This is a genomic window from Dietzia sp. PP-33 (assembly GCF_033790845.1).
Taxonomy (GTDB): Bacteria; Actinomycetota; Actinomycetes; order Mycobacteriales; family Mycobacteriaceae; genus Dietzia.
Window position 1 is genome coordinate 479,688 of record NZ_JAMYEI010000001.1, and the last position, 16,097, is coordinate 495,784.

Annotated in this window: 13 protein-coding genes and 1 tRNA gene; 2 read left to right on the forward strand and 12 right to left on the reverse strand. The window is 70.3% G+C overall.

Features of this window, described 5'->3' with window-relative positions:
* Positions 1-130: 130 nt before the first annotated feature.
* The 6 genes from NJE57_RS02335 to rho are packed head-to-tail and all read right to left on the reverse strand — an operon-like array spanning position 131 to position 6,609.
* On the reverse strand, positions 131-559 hold the full coding sequence (locus tag NJE57_RS02335) for a hypothetical protein (RefSeq protein ID WP_319026748.1): 429 nt from the start codon (positions 557-559) through the stop codon (positions 131-133).
* A gap of 10 nt (positions 560-569) precedes the next feature.
* Positions 570-1,739: an MraY family glycosyltransferase gene (locus NJE57_RS02340; RefSeq protein WP_319026749.1), complete on the reverse strand. Its 1,170-nt coding sequence runs from the start codon at positions 1,737-1,739 to the stop codon at positions 570-572.
* A gap of 15 nt (positions 1,740-1,754) precedes the next feature.
* Complete coding sequence (locus NJE57_RS02345; RefSeq protein WP_319026750.1) at positions 1,755-2,408, reverse strand: L-threonylcarbamoyladenylate synthase; 654 nt, start codon at positions 2,406-2,408, stop codon at positions 1,755-1,757.
* On the reverse strand, positions 2,405-3,358 hold the full coding sequence (prmC, locus tag NJE57_RS02350) for a peptide chain release factor N(5)-glutamine methyltransferase (RefSeq protein WP_319026751.1): 954 nt from the start codon (positions 3,356-3,358) through the stop codon (positions 2,405-2,407). Before prmC ends, NJE57_RS02345 begins: the two co-directional genes overlap by 4 nt.
* A 3-nt stretch (positions 3,359-3,361) precedes the next feature.
* Entirely contained in the window at positions 3,362-4,447 is a 1,086-nt protein-coding gene (prfA, locus tag NJE57_RS02355) for a peptide chain release factor 1 (protein ID WP_319026752.1), read from the reverse strand.
* Entirely contained in the window at positions 4,444-6,609 is a 2,166-nt protein-coding gene (gene rho / locus NJE57_RS02360) for a transcription termination factor Rho (RefSeq protein ID WP_413464339.1), read from the reverse strand. Before rho ends, prfA begins: the two co-directional genes overlap by 4 nt.
* A gap of 476 nt (positions 6,610-7,085) precedes the next feature.
* On the opposite strand from rho, the gene NJE57_RS02365 reads away from it, so the two are divergent.
* The gene (locus NJE57_RS02365) at positions 7,086-8,756 is read left to right on the forward strand and encodes an AMP-binding protein (RefSeq protein ID WP_319026753.1); all 1,671 of its coding nucleotides are present in this window, start codon (positions 7,086-7,088) and stop codon (positions 8,754-8,756) included.
* A 21-nt stretch (positions 8,757-8,777) separates the two neighbouring features.
* On the opposite strand, the gene thrB is transcribed toward NJE57_RS02365, so the two are convergent.
* Genes thrB through argS form a run of 5 tightly spaced genes read right to left on the reverse strand, consistent with a single transcriptional unit; the run spans position 8,778 to position 15,232 of the window.
* Entirely contained in the window at positions 8,778-9,740 is a 963-nt protein-coding gene (gene thrB, locus NJE57_RS02370; RefSeq protein WP_319026754.1) for a homoserine kinase, read from the reverse strand.
* On the reverse strand, positions 9,737-10,819 hold the full coding sequence (thrC, locus tag NJE57_RS02375; protein WP_319026755.1) for a threonine synthase: 1,083 nt from the start codon (positions 10,817-10,819) through the stop codon (positions 9,737-9,739). Before thrC ends, thrB begins: the two co-directional genes overlap by 4 nt.
* The gene (locus tag NJE57_RS02380) at positions 10,816-12,168 is read right to left on the reverse strand and encodes a homoserine dehydrogenase (RefSeq protein WP_319026756.1); all 1,353 of its coding nucleotides are present in this window, start codon (positions 12,166-12,168) and stop codon (positions 10,816-10,818) included. The genes thrC and NJE57_RS02380 overlap by 4 nt, the downstream gene beginning before the upstream one ends.
* Entirely contained in the window at positions 12,165-13,583 is a 1,419-nt protein-coding gene (lysA, locus tag NJE57_RS02385) for a diaminopimelate decarboxylase (RefSeq protein ID WP_319026757.1), read from the reverse strand. The genes NJE57_RS02380 and lysA overlap by 4 nt, the downstream gene beginning before the upstream one ends.
* Positions 13,580-15,232, reverse strand: a complete 1,653-nt coding sequence (argS, locus tag NJE57_RS02390; RefSeq protein ID WP_319026758.1) for an arginine--tRNA ligase — start codon at positions 15,230-15,232, stop codon at positions 13,580-13,582. The genes lysA and argS overlap by 4 nt, the downstream gene beginning before the upstream one ends.
* 190 nt (positions 15,233-15,422) lie before the next feature.
* Between argS and NJE57_RS02395 the strand changes: the two genes are divergently transcribed.
* Positions 15,423-15,498, forward strand: a tRNA-Arg gene (locus tag NJE57_RS02395).
* 74 nt (positions 15,499-15,572) lie between these two features.
* Here NJE57_RS02395 and NJE57_RS02400 read toward each other — a convergent pair.
* On the reverse strand, positions 15,573-16,052 hold the full coding sequence (locus NJE57_RS02400; RefSeq protein WP_319026759.1) for a MarR family winged helix-turn-helix transcriptional regulator: 480 nt from the start codon (positions 16,050-16,052) through the stop codon (positions 15,573-15,575).
* Between the last annotated feature and the right edge of the window lie 45 nt (positions 16,053-16,097).

Genomic DNA, 16,097 nt, shown 5'->3' on the forward strand with positions numbered 1-16,097 from the left:
ATTCCCTCCGCAGAGCATCGTAACAAAGAGGTGGGCTCGCCGACCCCTGGGGGCACCTCAGGCTGTTATCCGGTCATCATAAGGCCGACATCGAACCGTGACACCGACGACGACGGCGCCGCCGCGCGGGTCAGGGTTCCACGTACGGGGCGCGGTTCCGGAGGACCGCGACGGTCTCCGATACGAGGACCACCACCATGGCCACGACGATCGTCAGGGCGAAGGCGCGCTTCGAGTAGAAGTCGAGTGGCTTGAGCGCTGCGACGACCCCGATCGCCACGATGAGCTTGAGCAGCCACGTGCCGAGCAGTACGGCCCCCGTCACCTGGGGTGAGGTTTTGGCGGTGGCGATCACGACGACCGCGGTGAGGAGAACGAACACCCCGCCGATGGCGGCGCCGAGCAGAGCACCCCACAACCCGGGCTGTCCGTCCACCGCCCACCACACGCCGGCGCTGAGCACCATGAGCACGGCCAGCGCGGTGGCTCCCAGTGTCACCGCCCTACGCAGTCCGACGGTGTGGGCGCTCTCGGTGGGGAGTGTCGGTGCTTCGTCCATGCCGGTCAGCCTAGTCGCCCCGGGGACGGGTGCCGTCGGTGCCCGTGCGGTCCTGACCCCGCGAGCTGCGCAGTCGCGGGACCAGCGTCGCGGCCAGCACCGACAGGAGGGCGGCCGCGATCAGGGGGACGATCACCTCGGTGGGCAGCATCGTCGCGCCGACCGCCCCGAACGCGATGAGCGACACCCACGCGTAGATCACCAGTGCGACCCGCCGGTGGGAGTGCCCCAGGGCGAGCAGCCGGTGATGCAGGTGCATCTTGTCCGGTGCGAACGGACTCCGGCCGGCGCCGACCCGGCGGACCACCGCCATGACGAGGTCGAGCACGGGGACGAACATCGCCGCCGCCACCACGATCATCGGTGAGAGCAGGACGATCATGTCCTGCGGCCCGTACAGGCTCTGCGAGATCTTGCCCGACGCGCTGGTGGAGGCCGCGGCGAGGACCAGGCCGATCAGCATCGAGCCCGAGTCCCCCATGAAGATGCGGGCCGGTTGGAAGTTGTGCGGCAGGAAGCCCACCAGTGCCCCGGCGAGCACCGCCGTGACGAGCGCCGGCGGGTACGCGCCGACCGTGCCACCCTGGTCGAGCATGATGCCCACGGAGAAGACACAGATCGCCATGGCCGCGATCGCACCGAGACCGGCGGCGAGACCGTCGAGGCCGTCGACGAAGTTCATCGCGTTGACGATTGCAAGGGTGAACACGACCGTGAGCAGACCCGCCTGGAGCTGGTCCAGGACGAGGATGTTGCCGTCGCCGAACGGGAGGTACACCAGGGTCCATGACACGCCCATGGCCACCAGGACCCCGGCCGCGGCGGCCTGACCCGCGAGCTTGGTGACAGCACCGAGACCGAGGATGTCGTCGACGATCCCGACCAGGACGATCACCCCGCCGGCGATGATCGTCGCCTCCACATCCGGGGCGAACGGCGGGAACGCGCGGTTGAGGGCGGGTAACTGCGCGGCCAGGTAGACCGCGATCAGCATGCCGGTGAAGATCCCCACCCCGCCGAGGCGGGGCGTCGGGACCACGTGGACATCCCGGTCGCGGGGATAGGCGAGGCCGCCGATGGCCGGCGCCACTCCCCTGACCAGTCCCGTGACGATGAAGGTGACCAGGCCGGCCGTCACCGCGATGAGCAGGAGCTCGCGGAACGGGACCCCGATTCCCACGATCAGATCACCGGGTCAGCCGCGCAGGGTCGCGGGGTCGGTCCCCAGGACCTCTCCGACGCGTTCCGCGCTCACGGCGCCCTCCCGCACGATGCGGGGAGCGGGCCCGGTGAGGTCGACGATCGTCGACGGCTCGCCGATCGCGCAGGGGCCGCCGTCCAGGTAGACGGCCACCGAATCGCCGAGCTGCTCGCGTGCCTGGGTGATCGTGGTGGCCGGGGGCTGTCCGGACACGTTGGCGCTGGAGACGGCCAGCGGGCCGACCTCACGAAGGAGTTCGAGGGCGACGGGGTGCAAGGGCATCCGGAGCATGACGGTCCCGTGGGTGTGCCCGAGATTCCAGCCCAGCGAGGGTGCCTGGTGCACGATCAGACTCAGGCCACCGGGCCAGAAGGCCCGGATGAGATCTCGGGCGGCCGCGGGGGTGCCCACCACGAGACCGTCGATGGTCTCCCACGACCCCACCAGGACGGGCACCGGCATGTCCGGCCCGCGGCGCTTGGCCGAGAGCAGGGAGGTGACAGCGTCCGCGTCGAACGCGTCGGCGGCGATGCCGTACAGCGTGTCCGTCGGGGTCACGACGAGTCGACCCGCGCGCAGGGCGCCGGCCGCGGAACTGAGGCCGACCTCGCGGCCCGTCTCCTCGGTGCAGTCGTAGGTGATGGTCACCGGGTGATCCCCTTCTGGACTGTCGGGTCGATCTCGTCGTCATGGTCGTCGTCGTGGTCGCCGGCGAGTCTCGTCGCGGTGACGAACCTCGGACGTCCGGCGAGGTCGGTGTGCCGTTCCACGTTACCGAAGCTCCCCTGCGCCCAGACCACCGCGGCGACGGTGGCCCCGGTCGTGTCGTCGTGCTCCACGGCGAGGTGCCCTCCCGGGCCGAGGAGTCCCGCCGCGACGGCGACGAGCGGAGTGATGACGGCGAGGCCGTCCTCTCCACCGAACAGCGCGGTCGACGGCTCCTGCCCGAGCACGTCCCCGGGGAGGTCGTCGGTCTGCGGGATGTAGGGCGGGTTGGACACCACCGCGTCGACCGCACCCCTGAGCTGCGCCAGCAGTGCGTGGTCCGTCGCGTCCCCCCGGTGGATCTCGACGGGTGTGTCCCCCGCCGCCGCCCGCTCGGCGACATTGTGTCGGAGCCACTCCAGCGCCGGCCCGTGGAGCTCGACCGCATGGACGACCGCATCCGGGCGGGCGTGGGCGATCTCGAGGGCCAGGGTCCCACTGCCGGCGCAGAGGTCCACGACGACGGGGCCGGGCCCCTCTCCCGGAGCGGGGAGCGCGGCGAGCGTGTTCTCCACCAGCAACTCGGTCTCCGGCCTGGGGATGAAGACACCCGGCCCCACCGCGAGGTCTAGCCGACCAGAGGTGGCACGACCGAGGAGGTACTGGAGCGGGGTCCGGTCACGGGCGCGGGCGGCGACGATCCGATCGACCTCGGCGACCGCGGTGGCATCGAGCCCGTCGGCCATCGGCAGGACCGACCGGTCCACACCGAGGACGTGGGCGCACACGAGTTGCGCCTCGACGTGGGCGGAGTCGATGCCGGCGTCCCGCAACTGTCGCGCGGCCGAGCTCACGACCCCGGTCACTCCGACCGGGACCGGGTTGGCGTCCACGGCCTACGCGTCTTCCATACGCCGACGCCGGTCCTCGTCCGCGAGCGCGTCGAGCACCGCGTCGAGATCACCGCCCAGCACGGCGTCCAGATTGTGCGCCTTGAATCCGACCCGGTGGTCCGCGATCCGGTTCTCCGGGAAGTTGTAGGTGCGGATCCGTTCCGAGCGATCAACGGTCCGGACCTGCGTGGCCCGTCCTTCGGATGCCTCCGCACTCGCGGCCTCCTCGGCCGCCGCCTGGAGACGGGCGGCCAGGACCTGGAGCGCGCGATGCTTGTTCTGCAACTGACTTCGTTCGTTCTGACACGTGACGACCGTGCCGGTGGGCAGGTGGGTGATCCGCACCGCCGAGTCGGTGGTGTTGACCCCCTGCCCGCCCTTGCCGGACGACCGGTAGACGTCGATACGCAGATCCGACTCGTCGATCTCGACCGGACCCACGTCCTCCGGTTCCGGGAACACCAACACGCCCGCGGCGGACGTGTGGACCCGCCCCTGCGACTCCGTCACGGGGACCCGCTGCACCCGGTGGACGCCGCCCTCGAACTTCAGACGGGACCACACGCCGTCACGCGAGGGGTGGCGCGACCGGATCGAGAACGAGGCGTCCTTGTATCCCCCCAGATCGGACTCGGTCACGCCGAGGACCTCGACCACCCAGCCGTGCTTCTCGGCGTATCGGGTGTACATGCGGGCCAGGTCCGCGGCGAACAGCGCGGACTCCTCGCCGCCCTCACCGGACTTGATCTCCATCACCACGTCGTCCGCGTCATGGGGGTCCCGCGGCGCCAACAGGTCCGCCAGGCGCGACTCCAGCTCGGTGGCCTCGATCGCCAGGCGTTCGGCCTCCTCGGCGAACGACGAATCGTCGTCGGCCAGCTCACGGGCGGCGGCGAGATCGTCCCTGGTCGCCACCAGCGCGCGGTGACACCGCACCACGGGGGTCAGCTCGGCGAAGCGCTTGCCCACCCTGCGCGCGGCCGCGGCGTCCTCGTGGAGGGCGGGGTCCGACAGCTGCGCCTCGAGGCCCCCGTACTCCGAGAGGACGTCGTCCACCGAGGAGGGCGATCGCCCCGGGGCGTCTGTCACTCCTCGTCCTGCGGCAGCGTCGGAGTCGTCTTTGCCACCTGCAACAGGAACTCGTAGTTGGTGTTGGTCTTGCGCAACTGCGACATCAGGAGGTCGATGGCCTGGTGCGAGTCGAGGCCCGACAGCACCCGGCGCAGCTTGTGCATGACCCCGGCCTCCTCGGGAGTCATGAGCAGCTCTTCCTTGCGGGTACCCGAGGGGCCCACGTCGACGGCGGGGAACACCCGACGCTCGGCGATGCGCCGGTCCAGCTTGAGCTCCGCGTTGCCGGTGCCCTTGAACTCCTCGAAGATCACCGTGTCGCCGGCGGACCCGGTCTCGACCATCGCCGTGGAGATGATCGTCAGGGACCCGCCGTTCTCGATGTTGCGCGCCGCGCCCAGGAACCGCTTGGGCGGGTACAGCGCCGTCGAGTCGACACCACCGGACAGGATGCGCCCCGATGCGGGCGAGGAGTTGTTGTAGGCGCGACCGAGGCGGGTGATGGAGTCGAGGAGCACCACGACGTCCTGCCCCATCTCCACCAGACGCTTGGCCCGCTCGATCGCGAGCTCCGCGACCTGGGTGTGATCCGACGGCGGACGGTCGAAGGTCGAGGCGATGACCTCACCCTTCACCGACCGCTGCATGTCGGTGACCTCCTCCGGTCGCTCGTCGACGAGCACGACCATGAGGTGGCATTCGGGGTTGTTGACCGCGATCGAGTTCGCGATGTTCTGCAGGATCGTGGTCTTACCCGCCTTGGGCGGGGAGACGATCAGCGCACGCTGGCCCTTACCGATCGGCATGATCAGGTCGATCACCCGGGTCGAGATGATGTTCTTCTCGGTCTCGAGGCGCAGCCGCTGGTTGGGGTACAGCGGTGTGAGCTTGCCGAATTCCGGACGGTTGCGGACGTCCTCGAGGGGACCGCCGTTGACCGAGTCGATCCGGACCAGCGGGTTGAACTTCGCCCGGTTCTTGCCTCCCTGTCCGCCCTGCCCGCCGCCTCGGCCGCCGCCCTGCCCGCCGCCCGGCCCGTCGTTCTGGCCGTCGTTCTGGCCGTCGTTCTGTCCGTCACGCGGCATCTTGACCGCTCCGGTGATCGCGTCACCACGACGGAGGCCGTACTTGCGGATCATGTTCATCGAGACGTAGACGTCGTTCGAACCCGCGAGGTAGCCGGAAGTGCGTACGAACGCGTAGTTGTCCAGCACGTCGAGGATCCCGGCGACCGGCTGGAGGACGTCGTCGTCCCGCACCTCGGTCTCGCCCTCCGCCGGGCGGCCACCGCCACCGCCGCGGTTCCGCTCGCGCCGACGGCGGCTCCGACGACCGCGCCCGCTCCCGTCGTCGTCCCTGTTCTGGCCGTCGCCCCGGGGGCCGTTGTCGCCACCCTGGTTGCCCTGGTTGCCCTGGTTGCCCGCGTCGCCGGACTGTTGGTCGCGATTGCGGTTGCGGCCACCCTGCTGGTCACGGTTCTGCTGACCGGAGTTCTGCTGGTCGCCGCCCTGCTGGTCGCGGTTTCGGCCGCCCTGCTGGTCACGGTTCTGCTGGTCGCCGGACTGCTGGTCGCGGTTTCGGCCGCCCTGCTGGTCACGGTTCTGCTGGTCGCCGGACTGCTGGTCGCGGTTTCGGCCGCCCTGCTGGTCACGGTTCTGCTGACCGGAGTTCTGCTGGTCCGAACCCTGGTCGTCGCGGTTCTGTCCACCCCGGCGCTGCCGGTTGCCCTGGTTCTGGCCCTGATTCTGGTTCTGGTTCTGGCCACTGGTGCGTGCGCCGTCCTCATGACGGTTCCGGTCACCCTGGGCCTGGTCGTCGCCGCGATTCTGGTTCTCCTCGCGGTCCCGGTCCTCACCACGCGACTGCCCCTCGTCGCGGGACCTGCCCTCGTCGGGGCTGCGGGTCTCGCGCCGGGACGGCTGCCCCTCCTGGGTGGGCTGCCGGGCGTCGGGCCGGGGGTCACCGTCCGGAGCCGGGGTGGTCGCGGTGGATGCGGGCGGGACAGGCGCCGGGGCTCTGCCGCCCCGCGCCCCGTCGATCATCGCGACGAGGTCGCTCTTGCGCTTGCCGGAGAGGCCCTTGAGGCCCATCTGCTGCGCAAGGGACTTGAGGTCCGCCAGTCGCATGGCTGCCAGTGCAGCGCCCTGCGGCGGCGTGGATTGGGTTTCCGTCGAGGTCACGGGTGTCCTTTCTGGGCCCGGGCCGGGGCGGTGTCATCCGCCTCGCAACCGAGCGTCTGTCCGGGACGCGGACGGGCGTCCCGGGTGGCCGCTGAGGCCTTCCGTGGCGGCGAGTGGGCCGGACACGGATTCGTCTGAGGGGGATGTGCTCGAGGTGGCACCCGGCCTGGCCGACTGGATGCTGATCGTCGACAGCGGAAGAGAACCACTCACGGGCACGAAGATCCCTGTTGACCACTCGCCGTTCGGCCGCTCCCGCCGGGACCGGCTCGCGCGCCGCCGACCGCGATGGCGGTGGGCGAACTGGAGATGTCTTCCGGATGCGGGGACGACCGGGCGTCCGTGGCTTCGGCAAGCATACTACCCGGAACCCGTTTCCACGTGCGTGGCCCTCGCGAGTCCCGCCCGCGGTGTCCGCCTCACCCCCCGCGAGCGGTAATCTACAGCCCACTGCGGACACGCGGAGGGAGGCCGGCATGTTCGGAACGATGCTCGACACCCCGTTGCTCGTGTCCCGGATCCTCGACCACGCCTCCGAGCGCCACGCCGGCTCCACCGTGACCGGTTTCGTTGGCGACCTGCAGCCGCAGACCACCCGTTTCGATGTGATCGCGGCGAGAGCGGCGGCCACTGCCCATGCACTCGCCGACCTCGGCGTGGAGGAAGGCGACGTCGTCGCGGTGTTCTCCGGCAGCCGCACCGAGGTCGTGGAGGCGGTGTTCGCCCTACCGTCGATGGGCGCGGTCGTGTTCTCGGTCAACGTCCTCAGACCACTGTCGTTCCTCCGGGCCGCCCTGCGCGAGAACAACGTCTCCGTCCTGCTCGTGGACCCCGAACTGCTCACACTCGCACTCGACGTGGTGGCGGAACTGGAGCACGTGCGCCACCTCGTCGTCTTCGACAGCCACCTCCCGGAGCGCACCGCCGACTCGTCCGGAGACGATCACACTGTGGAGATCCACGCGCTCGAATCCCTCCTCGACGGGCGTCCCACGACGTACCCCTGGCCCGATCTGGACGAGCGCACCGCCGCCGCGCTCGCGTACACCTCGGGCACCACCGGCCTGTCCAAGGCCGTGACGTTCACACACAGGTCGATCTGGCTGCACTCGATGGAGATGTGCATGGCGGAGAGCGCCGCGCTCCGCAGCGGCGACACCGTCCTGACGACCGTGCCGATGTTCCACGTCATGTCATGGGGACTGCCGTTCGCCGCGTTCATGACCGGCGCGAGCATCATCACCGCCCGCCCGCGGCCGGGCCACGCGATTCAGACCGGACGCGACCTGGCCGAACTCCTGGGCACGTTCCGACCCAACAAGGTCGCCACCACCCCCGCCTCGTTGCAGCGACTACTGCGGCGGCTGGAGACCAACCCTCAACCACTCGGGCACCTCAGCGAGGTGTTGGTCGGTGGCTCCCCGGTGCCCGAGGCGTTGTTCGACGCGTTCGTCACGCGCCACGGGGTCACCATCATGCAGGCCTACGGGCTCACCGAGTCGAGCCCCATCGCCACCTTCGCCCGCGCGGACCCACACTCCTCCGCGACGCACCGCCGGGCCCAGATCCTCGGCCAGGGACGGTTCCCCGCCGCCGTCGAGGCGCGTGTCGTCGAGGCCGGGCGGGTGCTGCCGAACGACGGCTGGTCGGTCGGCGAACTCCAGATCCGGGGCCCGTGGGTGACCGCCCGCTACCTGTGTGAGGAGGCCGGCGACCGGTTCGTCGACGGGTGGCTGCGCACCGGGGACATGGCCACCATCTCGCCAAGGGGTTACCTCGACGTGGTGGACCGGGTGGACGACGTCATCGCCTCGGGAGGCGAGCTGATCTCCTCGGTGGAACTCGAGCACGCGGTCCTGCGGGACGACCGCGTGGCGGACGCCGCGGTGATCGGGGTCCCGGACCGACGCTGGGGTAACCGCCCCCTGGTCCTGGTCCACCTCAAACCCGGCGCCACCGCCACCGCCCGAGCGCTGTGGGAGGGGCTGGAGGGACACGTCGAACTGTGGAAACGGCCCGACCACTGGGCGTTCGTCGACGACATCCCCCGAACCTCGGTGGGAAAATACGACAAGCGGGCGATACGCTCGCTGCACGCGTCCGGGGAGTACCGGGTCACCACGATCGCACCGGGTTCCGCGGGCTGACCGGCGCCACGGGGGCGGGGCTCAACCTGGGGTGAGGACCCGGGCACCTTCCGCGATCTTCAGATCCAGCACCCGCCACCCCTGGGACTCGGCGTCCCCGCGCAGATCTGCCGGGAGGGCACCGGTCCCCAGGACCAGTACGGTCGGGCCCGCACCGGAGACGGTCGCCGCCAGACCCCGCTCCCGCAGCCGGGCCACCCACTCGGTGGTCGCGGGGAGCGCCGGGGCGCGGTAGGACTGGTGGAGCCGGTCCTCGGTGGCGGCCGGGAGGAACTCCGGGTGGCTGGCCAGGGCCACCGACATGAGAGCGGCCCGGCTGGCGTTGAACGCGGCGTCCTCGTGGGGGACGGTCGCCGGGAGCAATCCCCGGGTCTGCGCGGTAGAGGAGGTCTCCGACGGCACCAGCACGGTCACGACGATCGACGGGTCCACCTCCATCCGGACCGCCCGGTAGACCACGGTCGTCGCCGACCGCTCGGTCCACGAGACCACGACCCCGCCGAGGACACTGGCGGCCGCGTTGTCGGGGTGCCCCTCGAACTCGCTGGCCAGCTGTACCAGGTGCTCGTCGGTGAGAACCCGGCCCATGAGTCCGTTCGCCGCGACCAGTCCCCCGACCGCCGCGGACGCGGACGAGCCCAGACCTCGGGAATGCGGGATCGAGTTGGTGCAGGTGATCCGGACACCCGGGGCACCCATCCCACCGGCCCGCAGGCCCGCCTCGACCGCCTTCGCCACGAGATGCGAGGCATCGGCGGGCACCTGTCCGGCTCCTTCCCCCGACACCTCGAGCTCGAGGCCCGACTCGATCGTCGTGACGGTGATGGTGTCGTAGAGGCCCAGGGCCACTCCGAGGGCGTCGAAACCCGGACCGAGGTTCGCGCTGGACGCGGGCACCTCGACGCTCACCGTGCGTCCGACCGGGAGAATGCGGCCGCCGGAGCTGCCGAAGACCTCGGGGCCGGTTGCGCTCATGCCGCTCATTCCAGGCCGAGCGCGCCGGCGACAGCCGTCGGATCCACCGGGATCGCCTCGACCTCCGGCATACCCAGGAGTGCGGTGTCCGGGTCCTTGAGCCCGTTACCTGTGACCGTGCAGACGATGGTCTGACCGGCCTCGAGCTCGCCGCGCGCGTGCGCGTCGAGGAGGCCGGCGACCGACGCCGCGGACGCGGGCTCCACGTACACGCCGTCCTTGCCCGCGACGGTGCGGTAGGCCTCGAGGATCTGCTCGTCCGTGCGCTTGCGGAACGTGCCCCCGGACTCGTCCCGTGCCGTGACCGCGCCGTCCCACGACGCCGGGGCCCCGATCCGGATGGCGGTGGCGATCGTCTCCGGGTTCTTGACCGGCGCGCCGTCGACCAGCGGTGCCGCGCCCGCGGCCTGGACACCCATCATCCGCGGCCGGGCGGAGATGACGCCGTCCGCGTGGTACTCGCTGTAGCCCTTCCAGTAGGCGGTGATGTTGCCGGCGTTGCCCACCGGCAGGAAGTGCAGGTCCGGTGCGCGTCCGAGAACGTCGACGATCTCGAACGCGGCGGTCTTCTGCCCCTCGATGCGCACCGGGTTGACCGAGTTGACCAGTCCGATCTCCGCATAGGTGGCGGTGGTCTTGCGCGCCAACTCCAGGCAGTCGTCGAAGTTGCCGTCGACCTGGATGATCGTCGCACCGTGCATGACCGCCTGCGCCAGCTTGCCCGCGGCGATCTTCCCCTGCGGGATGAGCACCGCGCAGCCCATCCGGGCGCGGGTGGCGTAGGCGGCCGCCGAGGCGGAGGTGTTGCCGGTCGAGGCACACAGCACGGCCTTCTGTCCCCGAGCCTTGGCGTCCGTGACGGCCATGGTCATCCCGCGGTCCTTGAACGAACCGGTCGGGTTGAGCCCCTCCACCTTGAGGTAGACCTCGCAACCCGTGACCTCGGAGAGGTAGGTGGCCGGGATGAGGGGCGTGCCGCCCTCGAAGAGGGTGACCGGTTCCCAGGTGTCCCCGATCGGCAGTCGGTCGCGGTAGGCCTCGATGAGACCGGGCCACCGGTTGTGCACGGGCTTGTGGGGCTTGCTCATTCTGTGTCCACTCCCTCGAGACGGATGACGCTGGTGATGACCGAGACGGCGTCCTGGTCCGACAGCGCCGCGACGGTGTCCGCCAGCGCGCGCTCGGAGGCCCGGTGGGTCAGGACGGTGAGTTCTGCGGTCGGCTCGGTGTCGTCGCCCTGGGTCTCGGGCACCTCGACCTCGGTCTGGCGCACCTGGGCGATGGACACCCGGTGACGGGAGAACTCCGCCGCCACCAGTGCCAGCACGCCGGGCTTGTCGGCCACCCGCATACGCACGTGGTAGCGGGTCGAGACCTCGTCCATCGACGCCACCGGCAGGGCCGCGTAGGTCGACTCCCCGGGCGCACGACCGGAGCTGACCTTGTTGCGGGCCGCGGCGACCATGTCACCGAGGACGGCGGACGCGGTCGGGGAACCGCCTGCGCCCTGGCCGTAGAACATCAGGCGACCGGCCGCCTCGGCCTCCACGACCACGGCGTTGAACGCGCCGCCCACCGTGGCCAGCGGGTGGGAGTTGGGCAGCAACGCCGGGTACACCCGCGCCGAGACCGCCTCGCTCCCGTCCGCCCGCCGTAGCTTCTCGCAGATCGCGAGGAGCTTGATCGTGCAGTCCATGTCGCGGGCGGAGGCGAAGTCGTCGGGCGAGATCCGGGAGATCCCCTCGCGGTACACATCACCCGCGGTCACCCGGCTGTGGAACGCGATCGACGCCAGGATCGCGGCCTTCGCCGCCGCGTCGTAACCCTCCACGTCGGCCGTGGGGTCGGCTTCCGCATACCCGAGTCGGGAGGCCTCCGCCAGGGTCTCCGAGTAGTCGGCCCCCGTCGAACCCATCTCCGACAGGATGTAGTTGGTGGTGCCGTTGACGATGCCCACCACCCGCTCGACCTGGTCGCCCGCCATGGAACGACGCAGGGGTCCGATCACCGGGATCGCCCCCGCCACCGCCGCCTCGAAGTACAGGTCGGTGCGGGTCGAGTCCGCGGCCTCGGCGAGCTCGTCGGTGTACTCCGCGAGCAGGGCCTTGTTGGCGGTGACGACGGCCTTGCCGTGCCGCAACGCCTCCAGCAGGAGGGGGCGCGGCACGTCGATGCCGCCCATGAGTTCGACGACGACGTCGACGTCCTCGCGTGAGACGAGCGAGGCCGGGTCCGCGGTGAGGAGCTGGGGGTCCAGCCCCCTGTCGCGGGACAGGTCCCGGACCGCGACACCCCGCAGCACCAGCGGTGCGCCGATGCGGGCGGCGAGCGCCTCCGCGTTGTCCGTCATGTAGCGGATGACCTCGGTCCCGACGGTGCCCATCCCGAGCACCGCCACTCCCACGGGTCGCACGCCAGACGCCGTTGCGTCGCTCACTGTCCCACCTCCAGGCTCGTCAGATCGTCAAGGGTTTCACGTCGCAGTACCAGGCGCGCCCGACCGTCGCGGACCGCCACCACCGCCGGCCTACCGATGAGGTTGTACCGGCTCGACATGGAATAGCAGTACGCGCCCGTCGCGGCGACGGCCACGAGGTCCCCGGCACCCACGTCCTCGGGCATCCACAGGTCACGCACGACCACGTCGCCGCTCTCGCAGTGCTTGCCCACCAACCGCGCGACCACGGGCTCGGCCGTCGAGGCGCGGCCCACCAGTCGGGCGTCGTACACGGCGTCGTACAACGCCGTTCTGATGTTGTCGCTCATCCCGCCGTCGACGCTGAGGTACCGGCGGCTCTCCCCGCCCGACAGTTCGACGTCCTTGACCACGCCGACCTCGTAGAGGGTGACGGTGCCGGGGCCGGCGATCGCGCGACCGGGTTCGACGACCAGGGTCGGAGGGGTCAGACCCACGTCCTCGGAGAACCCGTCCACGATCCTCGACAGTGCCCCGGCCAGTTGTCCGATAGGCGGGGGGTCGTCGGAGGGGACGTAGCTGATGCCCAGGCCACCGCCCAGGTCCAGGTGGTCCAGTTGGGCGGTGCGTTCGACACCGAACTCGTCGACGATCTCCCGCAGGAATCCGATCACCCGGCGGGCCGCGAGCTCGAAGCCGTCGACGTCGAAGATCTGCGATCCGATATGGCTGTGCAGGCCGGTCAACCGGATGTGATCCGCGTCGAACACCGCACGTACTGCCTCGATGGCCGCGCCCCCGGCGAGGGAGAACCCGAATTTCTGATCCTCGTGTGCCGTGGCGATGAACTCGTGGGTGTGGGCCTCCACACCGACCGTCACGCGGATGAAGACGTCTTGGACCACGCCCTCCTCCCGAGCGATGCGGTCGAGGAGACGTATCTCGGACATCGCGTCGAGGACCACGTGCCCGACGCCACTGCGTACCGCCATGCGCAGTTCGTCGGCGGACTTGTTGTTGCCGTGCATCGTGATCCGGGCCGGGGGGAAATCGGCGCGCAGGGCCACCGCCAGCTCGCCACCCGAGGCGACGTCCATGCTCAGGCCCTCCTCCGCGACCCAGCGCGCGGTCTCGGTGCACAGGAACGCCTTGGAGGCGTAGTGGACCCTGTCGGCGCCGCCGAACGCTTCGGCCATCTCCCGGCAGCGGGAGCGGAAGTCGTCCTCGTCGATCACGAACAGCGGCGTACCGAACTCGGCGGCGAGCTCCCCCGCCGAGACCCCGGCGAACTCCGCCATCCCGTCCTCGCGCCGGCGCGATCCGCGTGGCCACACGGCCGGGTCGAGCGCCATCACGTCGTCCGCGCTCGACGGGCGCTCGCCTATCCCCGGGGCGTGCGGGAACTCGTGCCGGGCCCCTGCCGGGTGGGCGCTCACATCTTCTCCGGGGCGCTGACACCGATCAGCCGCAGGCCGTTGGCGAGCGTCTGCCTGGTCGCCGTGCTGAGGGCCAACCGCGCCGCATGGAGCGGCCCGGCTTCCTCGTCCCCCATCGGCAGGACCCGGCAGGTGTCGTAGAAGCGGTGGTACGCGCCCGCGAGTTCCTCCAGATACCGGGCGACCCGGTGGGGCTCACGCAGGTCGGCGGCGCTCGCCACGACCCGGGGGAACTCGCCGATGGTGCGGATGAGCGCGCCCTCCCGGTCCTCGACCAACAACGCGAGATCGGCGCCCTCGATGGTCACGCCCAGGTCCGCCGCGTTTCGGGCCAGCGAGCACAGGCGGGCGTGCGCGTACTGCACGTAGAAGACCGGATTGTCGTTGGTGGCCGAGGTCCACAACTGGAGGTCGATGTCCATGGTCTGGTCCACCGACGAGCGGATGAGCGCATACCGCGCGGCGTCGACCCCGATCGCATCCACCAGATCGTCGAGGGTGATGACGGTGCCCGCGCGCTTGCTCATCTTGACCGGGACGCCGTCCCGCACGAGGCTCACCATCTGGCCGATGAGCACCTCGATCGTGGCGGGGTCGTCACCGAGCGCGGCTGCTGCCGCCTTGAGTCGCGCGATGTAACCGTGGTGGTCCGCGCCGAGCATGTAGATGCACAGGTCGAATCCACGATCCCGCTTGTCCAGGAAGTAGGCGATGTCACCCGCGATGTAGGCGGCGTTCCCGTCCGACTTGAGGACGACTCGGTCCTTGTCGTCGCCGAAGTCCGTCGAGCGCAACCACCAGGCGCCCTCGGACTCGTAGAGGTTGCCGTTGCCCTTGAGCACCTCGATCGCCCGGTCGACCGCACCGGAGGTGAACATCGAGTTCTCGTGGGTGTAGACGTCGAATACGGTCCCGAACTCGGCGAGCGAGGCCTTGATGTGCGTGAACATCAGATCGACCCCCGCTGCGCGGAAGGTCTCGAGCCCCTCTGCCTCCGGCAGCGCCAGCACGTCCGGGTGTTCCGCGACGACGCGCGCCGCGATGTCCTCGATGTAGGCGCCCGCGTACCCGTCCTCTGGCGTCGCCTCGCCGCGGGCCGCGGCGGCCAGCGACCGGCTGAAGCGGTCGATCTGGGCGCCGTGGTCGTTGAAGTAGTACTCACGGGTGACCTGTGCGCCCGACGCCTCGAGCACACGTCCGAGTGCGTCACCGACCGCAGCCCAGCGGGTCCCTCCGAGGTGGATGGGGCCGGTCGGATTGGCGGACACGAACTCCAGGTTGACCCGACGCCCGGCCATCGCGTCACCGGTTCCGTATGTCTCGCCTTGCTCGAGGACGCTGGCCACCAGCGACCCCTGGGCCCCGGAATCGAGGCGGATGTTGAGGAAACCGGGACCGGCGATCTCCGCCGATGCCACACCGGGATCCTCGGCCAATGCGGTGGCCAGTTCCTGCGCCAACTCGCGCGGGGCGGCGCCGACCCGCTTCGCCAGCTGCAGTGCGATGTTGGTCGCGTAGTCACCGTGTTCCGGGTTGCGGGGACGCTCGACGGTCACCGTCTCCGGCACCACCGAGATGTCTGCTCCACGCTCGGTGAGAACGGCGATGAGTGCGGCACGGATGACGGCGGCGAGGTCGGCGGGAGTCACGTCTTCCTATCCTAGGTGTCAGCACGTCGGCAGCGGAATCGGACACCGACCCGGCCGGCCGGCTCCGCCCCGCGCGGGGCCGATGCGGTCACCGCTGCACACCGGTGCTACGATCGGTCTCGCTGTTCAGCAGGGTGGTCGCACGCAGTCGCCCTCTGACCGGCCTCCGGCCTCACCGGCCGGTTATCCCGCCCTCGTAGCTCAGGGGATAGAGCGTTGGTTTCCGGTACCAAAGGTCAGGGGTTCGATTCCCTTCGGGGGCACCACGAGAGCAGGGCCCGGGCTTCACAGCCCGGGCCCTGCTCTCGTTCTGCGGCACCGGCGGAATCCGCCCGCCGGGTCACTTCGGCAGGGTGATCCCGTCTACCTCGCCGATGCGGGTGACGACCCGCTCGAAGATCTCCGTCAGGGCGCGGACCTCGTTCTGGTCCAGTGCCTCGATGAGCAGTTCCCTGACCTTCTCGACGTGCATGGGGGCCACCCGGGCGATCGCCTCGGCCCCTGCCGTCGTGAGCGTGACGATCGTGCCACGGCCGTCCTCGGGGCACTCGGCCTTCGCCACCAGCCCCCGGCCCTCCATCCGCCTGACCTGATGGGACACGCGGCTGCGATCCCAGCCCAGGGCCGCACCGAGATCGCGGGCACGCAGACCACGGCTATCGGCCTCGCTGAGGCAGACCAGCACCGCGTAGTCGGACTGGGACATCGACGCGTCGCGCTGGAGCTGGCGCTCGATCGCGAGCTCGAGCAGTTGGTTGACTTCCCTGTACCGGCGCCACATGCACTGCTCTTCATCGCTCAACCAGCGTGTCTCGCTCATGGGGCTATTACAACACGACGCCGGACCACGTCGAACGCCAACCAC

What these genes read in the sequence shown, in the direction of transcription:
- NJE57_RS02335 (WP_319026748.1), bottom strand. Translation starts at nt 559, where the DNA reads ATGGACGAAGCACCGACACTCCCCACCGAGAGCGCCCACACCGTCGGA.
- NJE57_RS02365 (WP_319026753.1), top strand. Translation starts at nt 7,086, where the DNA reads ATGTTCGGAACGATGCTCGACACCCCGTTGCTCGTGTCCCGGATCCTC.
- thrB (WP_319026754.1), bottom strand. Translation starts at nt 9,740, where the DNA reads ATGAGCGGCATGAGCGCAACCGGCCCCGAGGTCTTCGGCAGCTCCGGC.
- thrC (WP_319026755.1), bottom strand. Translation starts at nt 10,819, where the DNA reads ATGAGCAAGCCCCACAAGCCCGTGCACAACCGGTGGCCCGGTCTCATC.
- NJE57_RS02400 (WP_319026759.1), bottom strand. Translation starts at nt 16,052, where the DNA reads ATGAGCGAGACACGCTGGTTGAGCGATGAAGAGCAGTGCATGTGGCGC.